The organism is Paenibacillus sp. 01T431 (assembly GCF_056398625.1).
Window position 1 is genome coordinate 394,681 of sequence record NZ_JBFTPT010000001.1, and the last position, 22,767, is coordinate 417,447.

At 42.5% G+C, this 22,767-nt stretch carries 15 protein-coding genes; 12 read left to right on the plus strand and 3 right to left on the minus strand.

Annotated features, from left to right (window positions below):
• Positions 1 to 64 precede the first annotated feature (64 nt).
• From AC1DM9_RS01695 to AC1DM9_RS01705, 3 genes are read right to left on the minus strand one after another with little or no spacing between them, the layout of a single operon-like run.
• Complete coding sequence (locus AC1DM9_RS01695) at positions 65 to 1,663, minus strand: ABC transporter substrate-binding protein (RefSeq protein WP_477578184.1); 1,599 nt, start codon at positions 1,661 to 1,663, stop codon at positions 65 to 67.
• 49 nt (positions 1,664 to 1,712) lie between these two features.
• A complete protein-coding gene (locus AC1DM9_RS01700; RefSeq protein WP_256710832.1) occupies positions 1,713 to 2,579 on the minus strand; it encodes a carbohydrate ABC transporter permease in 867 nt (288 codons plus the stop codon).
• A gap of 52 nt (positions 2,580 to 2,631) precedes the next feature.
• Positions 2,632 to 3,585, minus strand: a complete 954-nt coding sequence (locus tag AC1DM9_RS01705) for an ABC transporter permease (protein WP_477551357.1) — start codon at positions 3,583 to 3,585, stop codon at positions 2,632 to 2,634.
• A 237-nt stretch (positions 3,586 to 3,822) separates the two neighbouring features.
• Between AC1DM9_RS01705 and AC1DM9_RS01710 the strand changes: the two genes are divergently transcribed.
• From AC1DM9_RS01710 to AC1DM9_RS01765, 12 genes are all read left to right on the plus strand, one after another.
• Positions 3,823 to 6,213: an AraC family transcriptional regulator gene (locus AC1DM9_RS01710; RefSeq protein ID WP_477578186.1), complete on the plus strand. Its 2,391-nt coding sequence runs from the start codon at positions 3,823 to 3,825 to the stop codon at positions 6,211 to 6,213.
• Positions 6,214 to 6,422: 209 nt separating this feature from the next.
• On the plus strand, positions 6,423 to 7,697 hold the full coding sequence (locus tag AC1DM9_RS01715; protein ID WP_441882608.1) for a Gfo/Idh/MocA family protein: 1,275 nt from the start codon (positions 6,423 to 6,425) through the stop codon (positions 7,695 to 7,697).
• A gap of 260 nt (positions 7,698 to 7,957) precedes the next feature.
• Entirely contained in the window at positions 7,958 to 8,956 is a 999-nt protein-coding gene (locus AC1DM9_RS01720) for an S-layer homology domain-containing protein (RefSeq protein ID WP_477578188.1), read from the plus strand.
• Positions 8,957 to 9,327: 371 nt separating this feature from the next.
• Complete coding sequence (locus AC1DM9_RS01725; RefSeq protein ID WP_477578190.1) at positions 9,328 to 10,260, plus strand: NHL repeat-containing protein; 933 nt, start codon at positions 9,328 to 9,330, stop codon at positions 10,258 to 10,260.
• 91 nt (positions 10,261 to 10,351) lie between these two features.
• Complete coding sequence (fdhA, locus tag AC1DM9_RS01730) at positions 10,352 to 11,566, plus strand: formaldehyde dehydrogenase, glutathione-independent (RefSeq protein WP_339204842.1); 1,215 nt, start codon at positions 10,352 to 10,354, stop codon at positions 11,564 to 11,566.
• A gap of 503 nt (positions 11,567 to 12,069) precedes the next feature.
• Positions 12,070 to 14,298, plus strand: coding sequence for a family 10 glycosylhydrolase (locus tag AC1DM9_RS01735; protein ID WP_477578192.1), 2,229 nt, complete (start codon positions 12,070 to 12,072; stop codon positions 14,296 to 14,298).
• A 130-nt stretch (positions 14,299 to 14,428) separates the two neighbouring features.
• The gene (locus AC1DM9_RS01740) at positions 14,429 to 15,433 is read left to right on the plus strand and encodes a LacI family DNA-binding transcriptional regulator (protein ID WP_339204840.1); all 1,005 of its coding nucleotides are present in this window, start codon (positions 14,429 to 14,431) and stop codon (positions 15,431 to 15,433) included.
• 18 nt (positions 15,434 to 15,451) lie between these two features.
• On the plus strand, positions 15,452 to 16,456 hold the full coding sequence (locus AC1DM9_RS01745) for an N-acetylglucosamine kinase (protein ID WP_477510885.1): 1,005 nt from the start codon (positions 15,452 to 15,454) through the stop codon (positions 16,454 to 16,456).
• Positions 16,457 to 16,699: 243 nt separating this feature from the next.
• Positions 16,700 to 17,626: an ABC transporter permease gene (locus AC1DM9_RS01750; protein WP_339204838.1), complete on the plus strand. Its 927-nt coding sequence runs from the start codon at positions 16,700 to 16,702 to the stop codon at positions 17,624 to 17,626.
• Between the two features lie 33 nt (positions 17,627 to 17,659).
• Positions 17,660 to 18,550, plus strand: coding sequence for a carbohydrate ABC transporter permease (locus tag AC1DM9_RS01755; protein WP_339204837.1), 891 nt, complete (start codon positions 17,660 to 17,662; stop codon positions 18,548 to 18,550).
• Positions 18,551 to 18,581: 31 nt separating this feature from the next.
• Entirely contained in the window at positions 18,582 to 20,204 is a 1,623-nt protein-coding gene (locus AC1DM9_RS01760; protein ID WP_477510883.1) for an extracellular solute-binding protein, read from the plus strand.
• Between the two features lie 44 nt (positions 20,205 to 20,248).
• Entirely contained in the window at positions 20,249 to 22,594 is a 2,346-nt protein-coding gene (locus tag AC1DM9_RS01765) for an S-layer homology domain-containing protein (protein ID WP_477510882.1), read from the plus strand.
• The last annotated feature ends 173 nt before the right edge of the window (positions 22,595 to 22,767 follow it).

Below are 22,767 nucleotides of genomic sequence, written 5' to 3' on the forward strand. Positions count from 1 at the left end.
AAAATAGAAATCCGGTGTACGCTATAAAGCGATACACCGGATTTCATTATTGAGTGAGAGATTATTATTTTTTCCAAGCGTCATATTGAGCTTGTTTTTCTTTGATGATGTCATCTACGCCAGCAGTTTTCAAACGCTCGAGGAATTTAGGCACGGATGTAGTCGGGTCAATCGAACCAGAGCTGATAGCGGGGATCATCTCAGTCATAACGGAAGCTACGTTGGCAACTTGCGTTTTTACAGGAGTTGGGTCAAATACAAAGCCTGATAATGGCGAAACATCTGCTGTTTGATCATTTTCAAAAACGATTGACTGAGCTTTTCTCTTCATTTCGCCAGCTGCATTTTCGGCATGATCAGCACGGTTGAATGTTGGGCTGAAGGATTGACCGATTTGCCATTCATTCCAGTTGAAATTATATTTGCCTTCAATTTGAGTGAAGTCACCTTTTTCGTTGTAGGTGTAGTCAACGTCTTTTTCTCCTAATGTAATGAGTTTGTATAGATCATCATCAGTGTTTAGCAATTCAATTAATTGCAAAGCCTTTTCAACGTTTTTTGAACCTGAATTGATAGCAATAGCTGCATTGGAGGCAGCTCCAGCTGAAATTAATGTACGAGTAGTAGATACGGATAGAGCAGGGAAATCTTTGTATTCTGTCATGGACATAGCTTGCTCTTGACCTGGAAGATCGATGCTGTCAGGCCAGCCATAGTGCATCGCAAAAACAATTTTGCCAGCTTTACGATCAGGAGTTGTATCTTTTACCGTTGCACCATCTTTGCGCACATAGCCTTTATTGAACCAGTCACGCATAATTTCTGCGTATTTAGCGAACTCAGGAGTTTCAAACTGGTTGATAACTTTGTCTGGCGCATTGAGATTGACCCAGCCAGGAGTTAGCAAATCACCTACAGGCTCCATATCCCAGTAAAGCGGCTCATTGGCAAAAAAACTATGATTAGCGCTAGTTTCAAATCCGATCATATCAGGATGCTTAGCTAACGCTTCGCCAAGGAATGGTCCTACCATTTCGAGAGCTTCTATGGTTGGCTTGCCTTTAACAGCTTTCCAGTCAAACCCCGTTTCTTTAAGAACATCTTCGCGGAAGATAAAGCCACTGCGCTTGGCAACGCCCCATTGCTGATAATTGACAACTGCATAAATACGATCATTTATTTTCACACCATCCCATAGACCTTGAGGGATGCGGGAAAACGTTTCAGGCGCATGTACAGGAAGAAGGTCAGTTAAGTCAGCATACGCTCCCTTTGCAGCGTTTCCAAAGTAATTAATTCCACCCCAGAATGCAGTGAAAGCAAGATCCCAGTCGTCGCCCGAATTGATCATCAGATTCATTTTATCTGCATAAGTACTGCCGTCTACAAGAACTAAATTCAATTTGGCATTGATTTTTTCAGCAATAATTTTATTAGCTTTGTTCATGATGCGGTCAAAGTCATTGACAGGGCTGTTCGACATATAGAAGTTAAGGGTAACGAGTTCTTCTTTTTCTTTTTCCTTTTCTTTTTCAGCATTTTTAGTATCAGGTGCTGGAGTCGTAGAATCGCCGTTAGCGATTGGTGAAGCCTTCGAGCAGCCAGACAGGATCATGGTGAGAAGCAGAGTTACGCTGATCAACAACATAGAAAATCTTTTCATTGATATCCCCCTAAAAACTAATTTTATTCTCAACTAGATTCTTGTAAAATTACTCTTTTACAGCACCTATTGTTAAGCCTTTCTCGAAATACTTCTGTAGAAAAGGATACAGTAATATAATCGGACCGATGGCAAGTACACAGGTCGCCATCCGTGCTCCTTCACTAGGAAGCATACCGATGGCGGCTTCCATAGATTTAGATGCTGCTTCATTGGCTTGCAAATAGCCGATATTGTTCATTAAAGATTGCAGTAAATATTGCAATGTGTACAGCTTCGGCTTTTCGATATACAAGGCAGTGGTCGTCCAGTCATTCCAGTAGGAAATCGCTGTGAACAGACCGATAGTCGCCAGTGACGGTTTTGAAAGTGGAAGTGCAATACTGAAAAAAGTACGAATTTCACCTGAGCCGTCTATGCGTGCAGACTCGAACAAGGAACTAGGAATCGATTTGAAAAAGTTTTTCATAATGAGCACGTTGATCGCTGACACAAGGAAGACGACAATGAGAACCCAGATGGTATTCTTAAGATGCAAATATCGTGTTATTAAAATGTAGGATGGAACAAGTCCGCCATTGAACAGCACGGGAAGGTACACGAATAAAGTGAGTGCATTTCGATAGGTAACTTCAGGTCGCGTCAACGAATAGGACAGCATCGAAGTAACAAGTAAATGCAGCAGCGTACCAACAACGGTTACAAAGATCGTTACTGCGTATGCATTGGCAATCGAGCCTGCTCCGCTAAATACGTATCGATAAGCTGAAATATCAAACACTTTGGGCCAAAAATTATATCCGTCGACCATAAGCGACTTTTCAGCTGTAAACGATATCGATACAACTAATAGCAACGGAATGATACAGGCTAGTGCTGATACAATGAATATGAGATGAATCACGATCTTTGACACGTGAAAGTTTCTTGCTAAAATGAAAATCCCTCCCTTTCTCTACGCTGATCGATTAAAATAAGGCGCTGTCGGGGTCTGTTTTTTTAATAATATAGTTAGAAATCAGGACAAGAACGAGACCAATCACTGCCTGATATAGACCAATTGCAGACGACATGCCATAGTCGTTCAGCTTTTTCAGAGAGCGGAATACAAGGGTGTCTATAACATCTGTTGCACCATATAGTGCTCCTGAATCATTGGAAAGGGTATAGAATCCATTCCAGTCGCCCAATCCGCCATTGAACAACTTACCTACCCATAACAACATGAGGACGATAATTATTGGTTTCAGCAGCGGCAGTGTAACATATTTGACTTGCTGCCACTTCGAAGCGCCATCCAATTGAGCAGCTTCATAATAGTCCGTATTAATCCCCGCGATCGCTGCTACATACAATACCGAATAGTAACCGATATTCTTCCACAGATAGGCTAAGGGAAGAATATAGTGCCAATGTGAAGGCTCACTGTACCAGTAAATAGCTTCTCCACCATTTGATTCGATAACATTGTTGACAATACCTCGGTCTACACTAAGCATACCGAACACAATATACTGAACTACAATCCATGAAAGGAAAACTGGCAGCAATAAAGCACCTTTATAGGTGGCTGAGAGCTTTTTATTTTTCACTTCGCTCAATAGAATGGCCAATATTAGTGCACCGAGCGTAACGGTAACCATCTCTATGATATTGTAGAAAAGTGTATTGAACGTAACAATTCTCGCTGTTTCGGATTTAAAGAAAAATTCGAAGTTTTTGAACAGCGGATCCATCCATGCGCTTCCGAATATACCATCGCGTGCATTGTAATCTTTGAAGGCGATTATGACACCGCCCATTGGGATATAACACATGATTGCAATGAATAGTAGACCAGGTGACATCATTAAATAGAAAGGAAACTGTTTACGTACGCTGCGCAATGTTCTGTTATGAATTGGTCTTGTAGTTAGTTTCATTGAGTTCACCCCCTTCCTTGCAATTAATCTTTTACTTCCCTCATTGTATTTAGTGGTACTTTTATCCACAACAATCAAAACCATCATTCTCTTAGTTTTTCGACAGATGGCATCTCTAAAAAATAATGAAATCTACAAAGAGCTTTAATCGTTGTGATGCTAAATGGATACTTATGCTATTATGATGATAATTGTAAATACATAGAAAATCGAAGTCATATGAACTGGGGGATCACAATGAAGCTACCGAGGATATTGGAAAAAAACAGTACGAGCTTTTTTCGCAAATCATTCTTCTCCTTTCTGATTATTACGATCCTCATCACTGTATTGCTTACTGTTTTCTTGACCATTACTTATTTACGCACGAGTATCTCGATGATTAACCGCTTCAATCATGAGCTGATTGAACATTACAATTACAGTATTACCTACCTAGATGAGACTGCAAAAAAATTAGGAAATGCACTGTACAGCGATAAAGATATCATCCAATTTATTAATATGAAGAAAAATGATGAGATCGTGGCGATTTTAGCAAGCAAGGTCATTGACAAGCACTTTCTTACACTAAAAGATATCGATAGCGTTTATCTTTACAATGCGGGGGCGGATTTGTTTTATTCTTCAAGGAGCGGTGAACGCCAATCAGCCTCTAACTTCTCAGATCAAGCGATTGTAGCGCTGCTAACCGATAAAAATTTTATATCGGAGTATCGTGGTCGGCCTATTGTGACATCTGTAGAAGAAGCAACGCAATCGGCCGATACATGTTCCTATATATTATTTGAACCGGGGGAGACTTTATCGGGCTTGAAAAACGCTATTGTCGTCAACATTCGCACGAAAGCGCTTACGGAATCTATTCAAGCGATCAATGGCAATGACCCTGAAACGAAATCTTCTTTTTTAGTCGTTGATTCAAACGGCTCTATTCTAAGTAAGACGCTCACACCGGAGTTTGAGCATAATATGAGTGAAGTAGGCGGATTAAGCCAGCAAGCAAATGAACTTGTTGGAAGCAATAATCAGATACGAGAAATTGGGGGTATCAGCTATTTGGTATCCAGCAGTAAAAGCAACGCAAACAATTGGTACATTATGGGCCTTACTCCTGTAAAAGAAACGTTTAAGGATGTAATTAAAGCATCAATGGTGTCTGCGGGTATCGTAGTTGTTGTATTTATCATTTGCGCAATAATTTGTCTGTACTTGGCTCGCAGACTGAATCATCCGATTCAAACGATTACGAAAATTATTAACGGCGAAGCTTCTGAGAAAAACGATGTAGTCATTTCGAGAATGGAAGAATTTCAATTTATTTTGTCTGTATTCGAGTCTATGAAGGAGAGAAATCAACAGCTTGATAAAATAATCCATGAAGCAGGCTATGCGGTCAAACAAGACTTTCTTAATGCACTATTAAGTGATAGTACTACACACTCTATAGACCAAGTGCAGGAGAAACTACATGACATCAAACTGGATTATATCGCCACCAGTCAGTTGTGCATGTGTCTCATTAAAATCGATAATTACAGCCAATTTGTATCTGTGAATAGCCAGAAGGAACGATGGGCACTACGCTATGCTATTGTGAATATTGCAACAGAACTGGCAGCGGACTATGGTGTGTGCGAAATTTTCAGCAGTGAGCCCGATAAATTCGTAGTGATTATGGATTGTTCCACAGTAACCCAATATAAAGTGCTGCAGGAGAAAATAGAGCGTTACTTGCTCGAGGTACACAGTAATACACTTAAGTATCTTCGTATTTCTTTATCTATGGCGTACAGCACGATGTTTCAGGGGATTGAGCATTTACCTAGCATGTACAATAATATGAAGGGCTCCATTCTGTTGAAGATGCGCTACGGACATGGTTGTATTATTACTCCTTACATGATGGATGAAATCAACACAGATAATTTTCATATACCCGTCAAGAAAGAAGAGCAGTTGGTTGAGAAAGTACTCGAGGGCAATTATGAATCTGCTGCCGCAATCTATCAAAGTATTAGTCCAAAGTTATATCAATACACTTACGACGAAATTTTGTATTGCATTGTTCATTTGATTTACAGTGTTTACTCCAGTGTGCTAAGCAAGATGCCTGCAGTAAAGGATAGTCAGGATTTAACACTACAAAAGTTTTTGCGCGGGATTCAAAATGCAGAAGTGAGTACAGATATGGACAGCGTAATGGATTCATTTTTACAGAAGCTGTGTAATAAAGTGGAGGTTCTCAGGAACACTTCCAATAGTAATGATCATCTGATCCAACGTATTGTCGCAATTGTCGAGCAAGAATATTCCAACACAGAATTATGCCTGAGCTCTATCGCCGAAAAATTACGGTTATCATCTAACTATGTCGGCCATATATTCAAAACTGCACATGGGCAGTCTATTGCGCAGTATATTTTCGACACGCGAATGCAAAAACTGGACGAATATATGCGCAATACGCAGCTTCCTTTAACATCCATTATTGAAAAGGTGGGACTAGAGAGAAATAATTATTTTTACACGCGATTTAAAAAGCATTTTGGCATGTCTTTGAGTGATTACAGACTGCAGCTTGGGCAAGAGATAGATCATGAAAATGATATGCCATTTCAATATTAGTATCGTTCTGAAGAGCCTGATTCCATTGCGGATATTGGGCTTTTTTTTATTAACTTGAAAGTTATCAGATTGAATTCAGAGAAATGATATTAAATAGTAGTCGATTTGTATTACTTTTCGAAGAAATACAAACTTTTTATTATTTTCAAAATGGACGAACCTATTTAAGCTGATATTAACTAACAATAGAGATGGAGTGGAGCACAGGAATGAAAAAAATTACTGCTGTATTAATTGGAGCTGGACAAAGAGGGGGAGGTGCTTACGCTCCATATGCCTTGCAACATCCAGACGACATTCAATTCGTTGCCGTTGCGGATATCGATCCTGAGCGAATAGAGCGATTCCAAAAAGACCATGGTGTTCTGAATGAGAATTGTTACTCGAACTGGGAGGATCTGCTTGCAGGGCCGAAGCTAGCCGATGCGATTCTCATCTGTACTCAGGATAAAATGCACTATGAGCCTGCGCTGAAAGCATTGGAGAAAGGGTACCATGTGCTAATGGAAAAGCCGATGTCACCCGATCCAAGAGAATGTATTGTCATGGGGGAATATGCTGAGAAATATAATCGGGTATTTTCGATATGTCATGTACTTAGGTATACGGACTTTTTTTCAACAATCAAGCAGATTATTACGGAGGGAAAAATCGGCAAACTCGTTTCAATTCAACATACTGAAAATGTAGAACATCGTCACCAAGCACATAGCTTTGTAAGAGGTAACTGGAGTGATTCAGAGGTTTCGAGTCCAATGATTCTGGCAAAAAGCTGCCATGACATGGATATATTACAATGGCTTGTTGATGCAGATTGTACTAAGGTTTCATCTTTCGGCTCATTAACTCATTTCCGCAAAGAAAGTGCGCCGGAAGGCGCGCCTAAGTACTGTTTGGACGGTTGCCCGGTACAGGACAGCTGCCCTTATTATGCACCTAAAATGTATATTGAACGAGATGATTGGGTGGGTGAAGTGCTTCGCACGGTTGTTAGCAACGATACAAGTGATGAGGGAGTGCTTCGAGCACTGAAAAATGGGCCATATGGAAGATGCGTGTATCATTGCGATAACAATGTGGTCGATCATCAGGTAGTGAACATGGAATTTGCAAATGAAGTGACGGTTGCGTTCACAATGAGCGCATTTACTTATGAAGGCGGACGCTCGGTGAAGCTAATGGGCACTCATGGTCAGATCAGAGGCGATATGGAGAAGAATGTAATTGAAGTGACGAGCTTCGTTACTCGGGAGACGGAGACTATCACTTTGGATACGGACTTGGCAGGTCATGGCGGCGGTGATACAGGTATAATGAGCGATTTTGTACGTCTTGTTCGAAGTGATGGGAAGGAAGAAGGGCTTACAGGTGCAGGTGTCTCTGTAAAGAGCCATCTGATTGCTTTCGCCGCTGAAAAATCACGTTTGGAAAGCCGAGTTATTTTGATGGAAGATTATATCAATGAGTTAAAGAATAATAAATGATTATACCCTGATGCGAAGAATAATTAGGCAGTCAACAATAACAAGCTTTCAATGAAGTACTTTGTTTTTTGTTGCTACGAATGCATAGATTTTGTTGTTTTCTCCGATTTTTATAGTTTAGTTATGTAGGATTATCAACATATACTGATAGTAGTAAACGGTGAGAGAGTGGTCAAACATTAATAGGCTACTCTCGCACTCTTATCTTTGTTTACCGAAGGGATGGTTCAATGATGATCCGTAAATTACTTTTATGCAGCTTGGCATTATTTCTGTGTATATCCTGCTTGCCTCCGAGAACTACGTTTGCTGCGAATGATCAAGCATTTTCGCTATCCATCGAAGATACCGGTTCAAAGGCGAACCAAACCTTTCAAGTCAAAGTGAATGGAACAAATGTTATCGATTTGTACGCCTACGAAATTAATCTAACTTACGATTCGAAACGACTGCAGTTTGTGAGCGCGGACTTTGGAAAAGAAGGGTTCGGAGTAAGTCCGATTTTGAAAGAGAATACGATTCAGTTAGCGCATACACAAATAGGAAACACAGCAGGCAAGAAGGGGAATGTGACTCTGGCTACACTAACCTTTAAGGCAATTACTGCGGGATCGGCCGAAATTACACTTTCAAGTATGAAGCTCGTGGATTCCGAGTTAGAGTCGAAGGTTGTTTCAAGCCTTGGCAGTGTGAAAGTTGATGTGAAAAGCGACGGTTCTTCTGGCAGCGGATTAACTGACATTTCTAGTCACTGGGCGAAATTGTCTATCGAAGAAGCAGTTAAGTTAGGATTCATCACGGGGTATACTGATGGTACATTCCGACCGAATGCACAAACAACACGAAGTGAATTCGCAGTCATGTTGAGCCGTGCATTGAAACTGGAAGGCGTAGAAAAGGAGCTGCCTTTCAGAGATCTTAATAAGATTCCGGCTTGGGCTAGACCTTCCATTTCACGAACGATAGAAGCAGGAATTTTGAAGGGCTATGATGATAATACCTTCCGTCCGACACGTAATATTACCCGCACGGAAATGACGATAATGATCGTTCGTGCACTGGGGCTCAAGGTCGATCCGAACGCGAAGTTATCTTTTGCTGATGCAGACAAGGTAGCTGAGTGGGCAAGACCCTCTGTGGCCGCAGCGTATGAAGCGAAGCTCATTAAGGGGCGCGGGAAGAATCTCTTCGCACCGAATGAGAACGCCACGAGAGCGGAAGCGGTGGTCATGATCTTAGGGATGTTGGAACATAAATAATACGGCGAATTAATAGTGAAATGGTGAAGGATTAATTCAGGGCCAAAGCGGTCGGATCTTGAAGTTGTTGCTAGATTGATACTGGGTTAACTAAGAAGAGGGGGAGGCAAAAAAGCCTTCCCTTCTTTTTTATCGAAGAAGCCAATGATCAAAATCTCCGTTTTTTTATCAAAATGTCCACATAGTGCAAAATTAAGTCTCGTTTGTTCAAAGACTAATTTAGTTTGGGAGTTTATCATATCAGACAACACTATCATTTGTTGATTCGCGGGCGGGTAGAAGCTGATCTTAAATCAAATGATGAGCCAATTCATGATAGCGTTTGCTAACAAAAAAGTTAATCACTCAACTAAGGAAAAGAGGATTTAAATATGATCACAAACAAAACACCGCAATTAGGAAATACCGCACGCAGCTATGATCTTGTTCAAGGCTGGGCACAGCTTCCTGCTCACTTGGAGTTTGGCTATACACATGGAATCGTCGTAGATCAACAGGATAATGTCTATGTCTTTCATACAGGAAAACCCTCCATTTTCAAATTTGATCAGAACGGGGAGTTTCAAGCGGCTTGGGGCGAAGAGTTCGAGGGTGGCGCACACGGATTTTATCTTCATAAGGAGCAAAATAGCGAATACCTTTATATCACAGACACAGCTCGCGGTAATGTTGTGAAAATGGATTTGAGCGGAAAGCACTTATTGACATTGGGAACACCTGATCGTCCTGATATTTATAACGAGGAGCTTAAATATGTCCCTACAGATGTAGCCGTTTCGGCAAATGGTGATATTTATGTATCCGATGGTTATGGACAAAGCTGGATTCATCAATATACAGCAGCAGGAGAATATATCCGTTCGTGGGGTGGGAAAGGTACGGAACTAGGACAATTGAATTGCCCGCATGGTATTTCGATTGATATTCGCAGTGGGATAGAAGAAGTTTATGTAGCTGATCGTGGCAATCATCGGATTCAAGTCTTCACTCTACAGGGCGATTTCAAAAGAGTCATCGTCGATGACATGGATCAGCCCTGCAGCTTCTATTATCACGGGGACGATCTCTTCTTCCCAGACTTAAACAGTCGGATTACGATCTTCGACAAAAATGATCGGTTGATCTGTCATTTAGGTGAAGATCAGCAGGCTTACAAACAAGCAGGCTGGCCGAATTTGCCTAAGTCTTACTACAGGGATAATAAATTTAGTTCACCACATGGTATTTGCGTTGATTCCAAAGGTTCTGTCTATGTTGCGGAATGGATTTTCGATGGACGTATAACTAAGCTTACACTTGCATAATTTCGTGGTAAAGAATCTTCATTATTTAGGCATACAGGCTGAAAAAGCATCTAAACTGTAATTAAATAATCTAGTAAATGGAGATGAGAACATGTCTGGAAATAAAGCAGTTGTTTATAGTAAACCAGGAAGTGTTGAGGTACGAGACACCGCTTATCCAGACTTGGTATTGAAGGATGGACCGGGTGTCAATCCATTGAATGTAGGACGTAAATGTGAGCATGGGGTTATTCTGAAAGTGATTACAACGAATATTTGCGGAAGCGACCAGCACATGGTTAGAGGAAGGACAACGGCTCCATCTGGTCTTATCTTAGGCCATGAGATAACAGGTGAAGTTATTGAAGTGGGCCGTGATGTCGAGTTTATCAAAAAGGGTGACTTGGTCTCCGTTCCTTTTAATATTGCTTGTGGACGTTGTCGCAGTTGTAAAGAACGTAATACAAATATATGTTTAAATGTCAATCCAGACCGTCCTGGTTCTGCTTATGGTTATGTGGATATGGGCGGATGGGTGGGCGGGCAATCCGAATATGTCATGGTTCCCTATGCAGACTTTCAGTTATTGAAGTTCCCAGATAAAGAGAAAGCAATGGAAAAAATTCTGGATTTAACGATGCTCTCCGATATTTTCCCAACAGGTTACCATGGTGCGGTTAGTGCTGGGGTTCGCCCGGGTTCAACGGTATATGTTGCCGGTGCAGGTCCGGTAGGTCTTGCTGCAGCGCATTCTGCTCAATTGCTAGGGGCAGCGGTTGTTATCGTCGGCGATTTGAATGCAGAGCGTCTTGCCCAAGCGAAAAGCTTTGGTTGTGAGACGATTAATCTTCGTGAGAATGGTGATTTGGCTGGACAAATTGATCAAATTTTGGGATCTCCTGAAGTAGATTCGGCGATAGATTGTGTTGGTTTTGAAGCGCATGGGCATGGGGAGGGGCATGGCGAAGCGCCAGCAACGGTATTGAACTCCATTATGGAAGTTACTCGTGCAGGCGGCAGCTTAGGAATTCCGGGACTTTATGTAACAGGGGATCCAGGTGCTGTGGATGAGGATTCGAAAATTGGAACATTGAAAATTCGTTTTGGTCTCGGTTGGGCGAAGTCCCACACGTTTGTGACAGGCCAAACGCCAGTTATGAAATACAACAGAGAATTAATGATGGCGATCATGAGCGGACGTGCACAAATTGCTAAAGCCGTGAATGCCACGCTTATATCATTAAATGACGCTCCAAAAGCTTATCAAGATTTTGATCGCGGCGTTTCCCGGAAATTTGTTATAGATCCCCATGGCGTCGTTAAATAATATAGTTTTTATCCAGATTGGGAGTATGTCGAAGAAGCTTAGGTTGAACAAGTAGATGCTGTAACTCCAATATTTCGATAGGAACTTCTTGCACGCTCCGCTTGGGGACGGGTGCAAGGAGTTCTTTTCCTTTTTCTCCCCCCTTATTCCCTTTGTGTCCACTGCGAACGTGATCGGATAAATGCGAGGCATCTAGTTCTCCTCCTGATTGTAGTGTTCCTCTTGTCAGTACAGTACTGAATCGCTTAGCACTGAAGAACAATATTTTTCTTCCAGTTATTGACGCATTTCCGATTGAGTGATAATATCTAGCTAAAGTTAAAAGCTTTAAACTTTCGAGGTGCTTGCAGTGGATTGAATAACAACTTGAAAAAACAAACCATTATTAGGACTTAATCATAAAATAGTTAGTCGCTCGATATGTGATCTCACGTTTTTAACATTTTTTTTAGTCTGAAAGTTAAATGCTTTAAACTTTTAACGAAAAAGGTGGAGATGTTAGGATGATTAAAACAAAAGGTTTGAAATTGCTGGTGTTTATGTTATTTGTCAGTGTTCTATTTCCTACTCATTCATTAGGAGTTCAGGCAAGCCAACAAGCACCGTTCGGAACTGAGATCATTGTGCGGACCGTTAACCAATTTAGAAATGTCGCTGACGTAACCGCATTCATTCAAAAAGCTGTTCAGTACAATGTCGATATTATTAGCATGAACGTAAAGCAGGATGAAGACGATGAGGTGCCTTCTGGTCATGTATTCTATGACAGTGCGATTGCCCCKATTGCCGCCGGTTATGAGAATTTCGACGCGCTTTCGCATGTGATCACGCAGGCGCATCAGTATGGTATCAAGGTTCGTGCATGGATTCCCCAGTTCCATGATCAGGCAGCATTTGTTAAGGATCCAAGCTGGCAAATGCACGCTTTAGTTGACGGCAATGTAGTCCCTTTTACAGGCTCGAATGGCAGTGAATATTTCGTCAACCCGATCCATCCCGATGTTCAAGCCTATCAACGCTCAATAATTGAAGAGGTTGTAAGCAATTATGATATAGATGGCGTGGTACTCGATTGGTTGAGATTTGACGATTACAACATGGATGTAAGCAGCTACGCGGTTAACCTATACGAGAGTATTTACGGATATTCTCCGCTCGATATTAACTTTAATGTGGATTCTAATCGCAGGAATGAATGGAATGAATGGAGAACGGATCAAATCGGCGGCTATGTGCAGGACGTTCGTGAAGACATCGATCAGATAAAAGCAGATATGGAGCTCGGTGTTTATATTTTGCCGCCGGAATTCACAGAGGTTGGTCAGAATGTTGCGAAGTTCAAGGATGCGATTGATTTTGTTGCACCAATGGCTTATTTTGATGATTGGGAATTTGACACGGAATGGGTCTATGGCGCCAATGGGATTTTGTCAGATACATCGTCGCTTGCTGGCTCTGGAGTAACGATTGTTCCAACACTGGATAACGATTGGACAGTGAATGAATATCAGGAGGTATATGGCGGTATTAGAGATCACTTTCCACAAGTGACTCATCTCTCCTTCTTCTCCTATGGAGCTTGGGATGAGAACGTGCTAAGCGATATTAATTCGCGAAGGACCTGGCCTGTGGCACAAGACTATGCAGCGAATATTCCAACGGAATGGAAGGCAAGAAATATTGGCTTTAAGCCAGGTAGTGCTAGCTATAGCGGCGGGGTCTTCACATTGTCAGGCAACTCATCGGATATATGGGGCAATGAGGATCAATTCAACTACATCTATCAATCTCTGCAAGGGGATGGAGCGATTGTTGCCCTTGTTGCAGGAATGAATAATATGGATGGTTGGGCGAAAGCGGGCTTAATGATCCGTGAATCGCTTGCTGTGGATGCTAAACATGCGGACATGATCGTAACTCCTGTGAATGGAGCCGCATTTCAATACCGAGCAGCTAACCAAGGGAACACAGTCGATCATATTATAGCTGAAGCTCCTCCGTCGTGGTTAATGCTGGAGCGCAGCGGCAATCAGTTCACAGGCTCGATATCTACAGACGGGGAAAACTGGACCGCAGTGAGCAGCGCATCAATTGCAATGGGCAGTAATGTGTATATAGGTTTGGCATTGAGCAATTCTAGCAGCTCGGCCAATAGTCAAGCCATAATCGATCATGTCTCGCTTAGCGGCGCTTTGCCTGTACTGTGGAAAACCACGGATATTAACTCGACTACAGGAGCTGCCCATTTTCAGTCAGGAACTTATACTTTATCGAGCAGAGACACTGATATATGGGGAACCGCAGACAAAATGCGATATGCTTATCTTCCGTTAACCGGTAATGGATCGATTATCGCTAAGGTTTCCAATATGACAAATATGAACGGATGGGCAAAAGCGGGAGTCATGATTCGTGAGACTTTGGGTGCCAATGCGAAGCATGTCGACATGCTTATCACCCCTAGCAATGGAGCATCATTTCAATACAGGCAGGCAGCTGGAGGCGTAACAACGGACACCGTAACTGCCGCATCCTTGCCGCGCTGGGTTAAGCTGGAGCGAATAAACAATCAATTCATTGGCTATATCTCCTCCAACGGGGTCAGCTGGACAGAGGTTGGCAGACGCACGTTGACCATGAACAGCGGAGCTTACATTGGGCTCGCTCTAAGCAATCCAGGCAGTTCTACCTCCAATCAGGCCTTGTTCAATGAGGTCAAGATTGTGCGTTAAGCAGCTATTTATAGGGTACACAACGCCTAGCATCCATCCAGGATTGACACAATGCTGGATGGATGCTAGCATCACATTGAAATTAAAAGGATTTAACTTTAATACTTACTAAAAGGAGAACAACATTACAGTGAATATACATGATGTGGCAAAAAAATCCGGTTTATCTGTTGTAACGGTTTCTCGAGTCATCAATAATGCACCGTCTGTTCGTGAAAAGAACAGGGAGAAGGTATTAAAGGCGATGGAAGAATTGAATTATCAGCCCAACTCCGCTGCCCAAAGCCTAATTCGAGGAAAGACCGGAATTATTGGCATGACCATTATGAATCTTAACGATTCTTTTTACGATAGAGTGATTAAGGCAGCCAATCGGAAATTAGCAGAGCAAGGATACTTTCTAACCTTGTCAATTTCGGAAAATGAGGGGGAAGGGGACACCAGCAATTTCTTATTTCAGAAGGACAGGGTGGATGGCATTATTGTCCTCTCCCCGATTGAAGAAGAAAGCTATATCGCCGAGTTGAAAAGAAAGAATATTCCTTTCGTTCTACTGGATAATCAAGAAGAGCATGAGGATGTATCGAGTGTGGTTGTAGACAATTATTTAGGTGGGTATGAGGCTACGAAGCACTTGATAGATCTAGGTCATACGGAGATTGCCCATATTGGGGGACCAACGCTGTTCTTGAGTGTTAAGGAGCGAAGAAGGGGGTACTTGCAAGCCTTGTCCGAAGCAGGGCTAACCCCATTTGCTATTGAGTATAGTCAGTTTACGGTAAGTGATGGTTACAAGGTAGCTAAGAAATGGATCAGAGATGACAGCCTGCCGACGGCCATATTCGCAGCAGATGACTTCATTGCACTTGGGGTTATCCATGCTCTAAGCGAAGAAGGGCTAAGTGTTCCTCATGATATTTCAGTCGTAGGTTATGATGATCAGGTGCTGGCTGCTGGGTTTTTCCCAAGATTAACGACCGTCAGGCAACCTGAAGCACAATTAGGCACTATCGGTGTTGAACTGCTCCTGAAGCATATTAACGGCACGATTCAGGAAACAACGATCACCAAGCTTACACCCCAATTATTAATTAGAGAATCAACGGCCTACTTGAGAAAAAATAACTCGATATAAATAGGAGTGACGATTTACTTGAAATATTATATGGGTATTGATGCAGGGGGAAGTAAAACCTATGCCCTCGTCGCTAATTCTGAGGGAACCATTCTGAGTGTAGGAAGAGGGGGAAACGGCAATCACCAAACAAATCGTGATCAAGCGGAAGAAAGCCTGCGTAGTGCAGTCTCAGATGCATTACGGCAAGCCCAATTAACCGTTGATCAAATCGAATTTGCTTGGTTTGGCTTAGCTGGTGCGGACAGAGAAAGCGACTATCGCATCTTAAGGCCAATCATTCAGAAGATGAATCTTCCGAATACAAATATTTCGTGTGATACAACAATAGCGCTTCGAGCAGGAACGAATCAGCCATTTGGTGTTGTTCTCATCTGTGGAACAGGGGTGAATTGCTCGGGAATGAACAGAAAAGGCGAATCCTTTCAATGCGGGGGATTCGGCTATATGTTCGGTGACTTTGGCGGAGGGCAAGATTTGAGTATAGAGGTGTTCCGCAGTGTAATGCGTGCCTGGGAGGGAAGAGAGGAAGAAACGAGCTTATCGAATTTGCTGATAAATAAATTAGGGTATGAAAGCGTTGAGGCGTTAAGGGATAATTTCCTTGATTACTCCAACTATTTGCCTGTCGAAGTTGCAAAATTGTTGTTCGATGCCGTGCAGCAAGGGGATGAAGTAGCTAGGCGTATCTTGATAAAGCAGGGCGAAGAATTGGGTTTAGCGGCCGCAGCAACTATCAATCGATTAGCCATGAACGAGGAGAAATTCGATATTGTCTTGGCAGGCAGTATATTGACACGCGGCGATCAGGACGGGCTGCTGCGGAGTATTATTGAACGAAAGGTTAAGCAAGCAGCGCCGCGTTGTTCGATTACTATTTTAAATACGGAGCCGGCGGTTGGTGCTCTCATTCTAGCCATGGAGAGCAGTGGTGAGGAGGTATCACCCGATATTATGAATAACTTAAGCGAATTTAAGCTAAAAAATATTCGAAATATTCAAAATGTTCAAAAAACGATGTAAAAATAATCATAGTGAGTTGGAAATATCTGTAATCGTATCATGCCAGTTATGCTCCTTATCAGAATTGGTGCTATTGAATTTTTCGTATACTGAAAGCGGTTCCATTCCATTGTTAGAACTATTCCTATAGGAAGGATGAGTTGCTACAGCAGCAGGTAGCAGCGGTTCAAACTAGCAACTCAAGAGATATTAAATACCTATGTTATCTGATTTATTTAATCTTGGCAAAGGAGCAAAAGGCGAATGAAAATCAACTCAAAGCCAACTAGACGCAGCCTATTTATGAAACAATGGGATCTTCAATCTATGGTTTTACCCGGAATCATTTTCGTATTTGTATTCAGTTATATTCCGATGTATGGGGTGTTAATGGCTTTTCAGCAATATGACATTTTTGCAGGGATTTGGGATAGTCGGTGGGTGGGATGGACTAATTTTCGGCTATTTTTTAATGCTCCGGAATTTTTTAATGTGCTGCGCAACACGATAGCTATCAGTTTTTTAAAGCTGCTCATTTCTTTCCCAGCACCGATAATTTTGGCTCTCATGCTTAATGAGATTCGAAATATGGCGTTTAAGCGCATCATTCAAACGGTCAGTTACCTGCCTTATTTTTTATCCTGGGTCATCGTATCCGGATTCGTTGTCTCATTGTTATCGGTTGATAACGGTACAGTGAACATTCTTCTCGCAAAACTGGATCTCATAGAGCATCCCATAAATTTTCTATCCATCCCTGAGTACTTCTGGTCGATTCTAGTAAGCGTCAACGTGTGGAAGGAGGTTGGGTTTGCAAGCATTGTATACCTAGCCGCCATTGCAGGAGTAGATCCGACGCTGTATGAAGCTGCATCTATTGATGGAGCAAGCCGATTTAAGCAAATGTATTTAGTGACGCTTCCATGTATAACCCCGGTTATTATCATCTTCATGATTTTGGCCATTGGCGGGATCCTTAGTGCTGGATTTGAAGATATTCTATTGCTAGCCTCCAATCCAATTCTCAGAGAATATTCAGATGTCATAGATACCTATGTTTATCGAGTAGGCATTCAAAATTCACGGTTCTCTTACGCGACAGCTGTTGGTTTGTTCAAATCTATTATTAGTGTAGTTTTACTGCTAATAGCCAATAGAGTGGCACGCAGGGCGGGAGTTAGTCTTTGGTAATTCATTTTGCAATATAAAGGGGGGAATGCAAGCATGAGGCTTAGCACGGGCGATAAAGTATTTCAGACTTTGATATATGCGAGCCTGGTCATTTTGGGAATCGTGATGTTCTATCCTTTCTGGAACTCTCTAGTTATTTCCTTTAATGAAGGAAGAGATACGGCACTTGGCGGAGTCACGATCTGGCCGAGGGCATTTACACTTGAAAATTATAATGTTGTATTCAAGGATACTCGATTGTTGAATTCCTTCTGGATCTCGGTGATGCGTACAGTGATCGGCACGATTCTGTCCGTATTCGTTACGTCGCTACTGGCATACGGGATGTCTAAGAGAGATCTACAGCTAAGGAATTACTATATGATTTTCTTCATTGTGACGATGTTTTTCAGCGGCGGATTAATTCCGACCTTCCTGCTGGTGCGAAACCTTGGATTGATGAACACGTTCTGGGTCATGATTATTCCGGGATTGATCAGTGTTTATCATATGATCATTTTCCGTACCTTTTTCTCCGCGCTTCCCGACGGACTGGAAGAATCCGCGAAGATCGATGGATGCAGCAATTACGGAATCTTCTTTCGAATTGTTGTGCCTATTTCGGGTCCAATTATAGCTACCATCGGATTATTTACGGCGGTGGGGCATTGGAATGATTGGTTTACCGGAGCCATTTATATTTCCAAGGATGAGCTATTGCCCATTCAGACCTTATTAAGGCAAATTATGAATTCGAATATTATGACAGAAATGTCGTCCGGCAATGCAATCGCAATGGAACATATCAACAGAAACCGAAGCATAACGACAAAGTCTCTTCTGATGGCTACGATGATGGTTGCTACTATTCCCATCATTCTGACCTACCCTTTCCTGCAGAAATATTTTGTCAAAGGGGTATTGATCGGTTCGATAAAGGGATAGTCCCAATAAAAAAAAGAAGGTAGGGGAAAAAATGAATACAAGATTGAGATGGGTGTCGTTATTGATTGTCCTGATGGTTTTTCTGGCTGCTTGTTCAAACAACAACAATGGGCCGCAAGTATCGAACAACCCGGATAATTCCGGAGGAAACGACGGTCCAAAGCCGGTAACGTTTTCATTTTATGGTCATTATGATTGGTTAACTACGGCACCTTGGGCGGATAACGAAGCAACCAAATGGATTTTGGACAACAAGAAAGTTACCGTTAAGCCGATTCAATCTGGCGGCGCATCGGTGGAGAAGCTGAACACGATGATTGTCTCTGACGATTTGCCAGATGTCATATTTACTGATCGCGGTGCGACAGTCGACCGCTTGGTTCAAGCACGAAAGCTTGTGGCGCTTGATGAGTATTACGATAAGTATCCCAATTTCAAAAAGTATGTGAAGGAATCTACGCTCAATCTACTTCGTTCCGAGGATGGGAAAATCTATCAAATTCCAAATTGGTACACATCGGGAACCTTTGGGAACGGCGGATGGATGGTAAACATAGAAATTTATAATGAACTTGGCAGACCGAAGCTGGAAACATTCGATGATCTATACAATTACTTAATTAAAGTCAGAGACACGTACCCAGATGTTGTACCGCTTGAAGTTGGGGAGAAGGGCGCCGGCTTGGAATTGTTGTACGGAGGCTTCAAAGAAGGTGTAACTAGCAAATTCATCGGTATGAGGGGTTATCCGGAAGGCGACAAGCTAGTCTCGATCTATGAGGACTCTGCATTTCAGGAAACGATGAAGTATATTAGCAAGCTATTCCGAGAGAGATTGATTACCCAAGATGCTATTACACAAACCCAGGATGCAGTCAAAGAAAAAGTAAACACAGGCCGAGTGGCTGTTATGGTCGAATCGAATATTACAACTTACGGAGCAGAAGGGCATCGTGAATTGACTAAGGTTAAACCAGACGGTGGTTACGAAATTATTTGGCCGATTCATAAAGCTGGATTGGACAAAAAGAATATTTTTGTGAGTGGATTTGAAAGCTTAGGATGGAATGTCAACGTTATTACGACTGAAGCCAAAGATCCCGAAGCAATCTTCGCTTATTATGACTGGCTTACAGGACCTGAAGGACAGAAGGTTCTATTCTTCGGACCGCAAGGCCTTTATTGGGATGAGCAAAATGAGGATGGATCTCCAATTCCGAATGAAAACTATAAAAATGGGGACGTCAATAAGCGTTCGGAAACGATGAGAAAATTTGAAGATTTCAACTGGGCGGGCAACACGACCTTCATCGATAAAGCCAAGGTAAGCTTGGAGATGGCCTTGTCGGAGAAGCTAAGATCATGGGAGACGATAGCGCAAAGCTCTGTCACTTGGGAGACATCGAAGGACATTACCGAATTTGTCAATGTGGATCCGCTGCCTGATTCAGAGCTCGGCATTATCTCACAGCAAATCTCTGATATTTTCACAGTAGCCTTTGCAAATATGGTGTTTGCTAAATCTGATGATGAGGTCGCATCCATCTTAGAGAAAACATCAAATGACGCAGAAAAAGCAGGGCTGGAGCGGCTGCTCGAATTTAAAACGGAGAAATGGCAGGCAAATGTTAAGAAAATAAATGCCGAATATTGAGTGGAGCAAGGTGTAACCCAGATCTACAATAGGGGGGCCGGAGCATGAGTCATTTGAAATCATATAGGATCGTTGCATTAATGCTCATCTTTAGTATGTTATTCACTTCATTTAGCTTTGCAGCGGAGGCAGAATCGGAACGGGATATTGTCGATCATTGGGCTAATAAGGAATTAACAGAATGGATGGATAAGGGTTGGTTGAAAGGCTACGGGGATGGTTCAATTCAGCCGGATCAGCTTTTAACAAGAGCCGAATTTGTGGCGCTTGTTAATCGATCCTTTCAATTCACGAATGAATCGGAGCTGACCTTCCAGGATGTGCCTAAGCATAGTTGGTTTTATCAAGATGTTGCAAAGGCTGTCGCAGCGGGTTATATCAGCGGCAAGAGTGCAAAGCAATTCGCGCCGCGAGAGTTCATTACAAGGCAGCAAGCCGCTGTCGTCATAAATCAGTTGCTTCAATTGCAAGTGGATAAATCTACAGCGATGATGGAGTTTTCGGATAGTGAACAATTTGCCGAATGGGCCAAGGAAGCAATTGGCAATGTGGTCATTCAAGGTATAATGCGCGGCTATAATTCTGCAAACACATTTAAGCCTTTGAATCCATTGACACGTGCGGAGCTGGTGGTTATCCTGGACCGCTCGCTGCAAGTTAAATTAAGCCAGCTTCCCATCAAACCGGAAAACGGGAATGTTGGTGGAAACGGCAACGGGGGAGTAACCTCGCCAGTTGAAGAAGAGAACACGCCGTTCAAAACAGAGATTACGGTACGAACGGTTAACCAGTTTCGTAGTGCAAGTGATGTAGCGGACTTTGTTGAGCAAGCCGTTAAGTACAATGTGGATATTATTAATATGAGTGTCAAACAGGACGAAGACGATGAAGTGCCTTCAGGCCATGTATTTTACAACAGTGCGATCGCCCCCATAGCCGATGGCTATGAGAGCTTTGATGCTCTTTCGCAAGTGATCACGCAGGCGCATCAGAAGGGTATTGAGGTTCGTGCATGGATTCCTCAGTTCCATGATCAGGCAGCTTTTCATAAGGGTCCAAGCTGGCAGATGCACGCTTTAGTTGACGGTATTGCAGTTCCTTATACAGGCTCGAATGGCAGTGAGTATTTCGTCAACCCGATCCATCCCGATGTTCAAGCCTATGAGCGCTCGATTATTGAAGAGGTCGTAAGCAATTATGATATAGATGGCGTGGTTCTCGATTGGTTGAGATTCGATAATTACAATATGGATGTAAGCAGCTACACGGTTAACCTGTACGAGAGCATATACGGATATTCGCCGCTGGATATTAACTTTGATGAAGATTCTACTCGCAGGATTGAATGGAATGAATGGAGAACGGATCAAATCGGCGGCTATGTGCAGGATGTTCGTGAGGATATCGAGCAGATTAAAGCGGGCATGGAGCTGGGCGTTTTCATTTTGCCTCCGGAATTCGTAGAGGTTGGCCAAAATGCTTCGAAGTTCAAGGATGCAGTAAATTTTGTAGCTCCGATGGCTTATTTCGATGATTGGGGATTCGATGAGGAATGGGTCTATGACGAGAACGGGATTTTATCCGATACATCGTTCCTTGTTGGTTCTGGAGTAGCGATCGTGCCGACGCTCGATGACAATTGGACGGATGACGAATATCAAGCGGTGTATGGCGGAATTCGAGAGAACTTTCCTGCTATTACACATCTCTCTTACTTTAATTATGGCGCTTGGGATTGGAATGTGCTTAAAGCAATCGATGCGAGAAGAGCTTGGCCAACTGCAGGCTGGGAGCCGCCTGTGGAGCATGATTATGATGCTGTTCTGCCACAGCCTTGGAAAGCTAGAAATATCGGGTTGAAGACTGGCGATGCATCCTATGATGCGGCGGACGAGACATTCACGTTAACAGGAAGTTCAACCGATATTTGGGGAAATAACGATCTATTAAATTATATTTATAAGCCACTGCATGGGGATGGATCGATTATAGCGCAAGTGACTATGATGGAAGAAATGAGTGAATGGGCCAAAGCAGGCTTGATGATTCGTGAGACGTTGGACGTGGACGCTAAGCATGTAGACATGATGGTTACCCCAGTTAATGGAGCCACCTTTCAATATCGGGAAAATGAGGGGGGAGGCACCGTCGATCAGACGATGGCTGGTAGTCCGCCATTGTGGCTTAAGCTGAATCGCAGCGGCAATGTATTTACCGGTTCAATTTCAAATAATGGAGTGGACTGGACGGTAGTCAGCAGTTTTGAAACGATTATGAATGATGATGTCTATATAGGTTTGGCACTCAGCAATCCAGCTAGTACAAGTGATAATAAGGCAGTATTCACTAATGTTCAGGTTATCGCCGGTGATGGAGAAACTAAGAATTAGTATAATTTTGAAAATAGGGTTTGCGAGTATCTTGGCAAGCCCTTTACAACGGCATCGCTCAAAATAAAATTGGAGAAAATCTGCAGCTAGTCGAGTATTCGCTTCGCTGTGACTAAGAAACCGACATTGAGTAGTCGGTTTTTTTAGTATGGAATGACTGCCTTATTCCTTAT